Raw genomic sequence first — 541 nt, forward strand, 5'->3', positions numbered from 1 at the left:
ATTTTGCGAGCAATGACAGAGAAATCAGCGATGCCGGAAATAGACTTGATACGGGCGGAGCAAGCTGCTGAGGATCTTAGATCGCGTTTGGATGCTGTGATTACTGAGTTTGAGCAAACGAGATCTCAAGAGTATTCCGAGGCACTAATTTCCTTACAAAAGATTAACGAGCAAATTAGCAGTCGAGAAGATCAATTACTGAGGACAGATGTGCGTTCACCGATACACGGTGTTGTTAACAAAGTAATTGCAACTACGATCGGAGGAGTAGTACAGCCGGGCGACCCGCTCATCGAAATACTTTCTCTCGAGGATGAACTCCATATTGAAGGACAGATCGATCCGAGGGATATTGGGTTCGTTTATTCTGGAATGCCCGCAACTATTAAATTGTCTGCGTTTGATTTTTCGATTTATGGGGCACTTACCGGCACAGTAGTGCACGTAGGAGCAGATACAATTCTCGATAAAAATGAGCGTAATGGGGAACCTTATTATGAAGTCTTTATCAAACTTGACACCTCTACCTTGAAAGGTCCTA

General features: G+C 43.8%; 1 protein-coding gene. It reads left to right on the forward strand.

Annotated features, from left to right (window positions below; translation table 11 throughout):
* Positions 1-12 precede the first annotated feature (12 nt).
* The coding region (locus tag ACR1XY_RS24900) for a beta-barrel domain-containing protein (protein ID WP_480597559.1) at positions 13-541 on the forward strand (529 nt) is incomplete at its 3' end.

This window comes from Ruegeria sp. AD11(2025) (assembly GCF_056542405.1).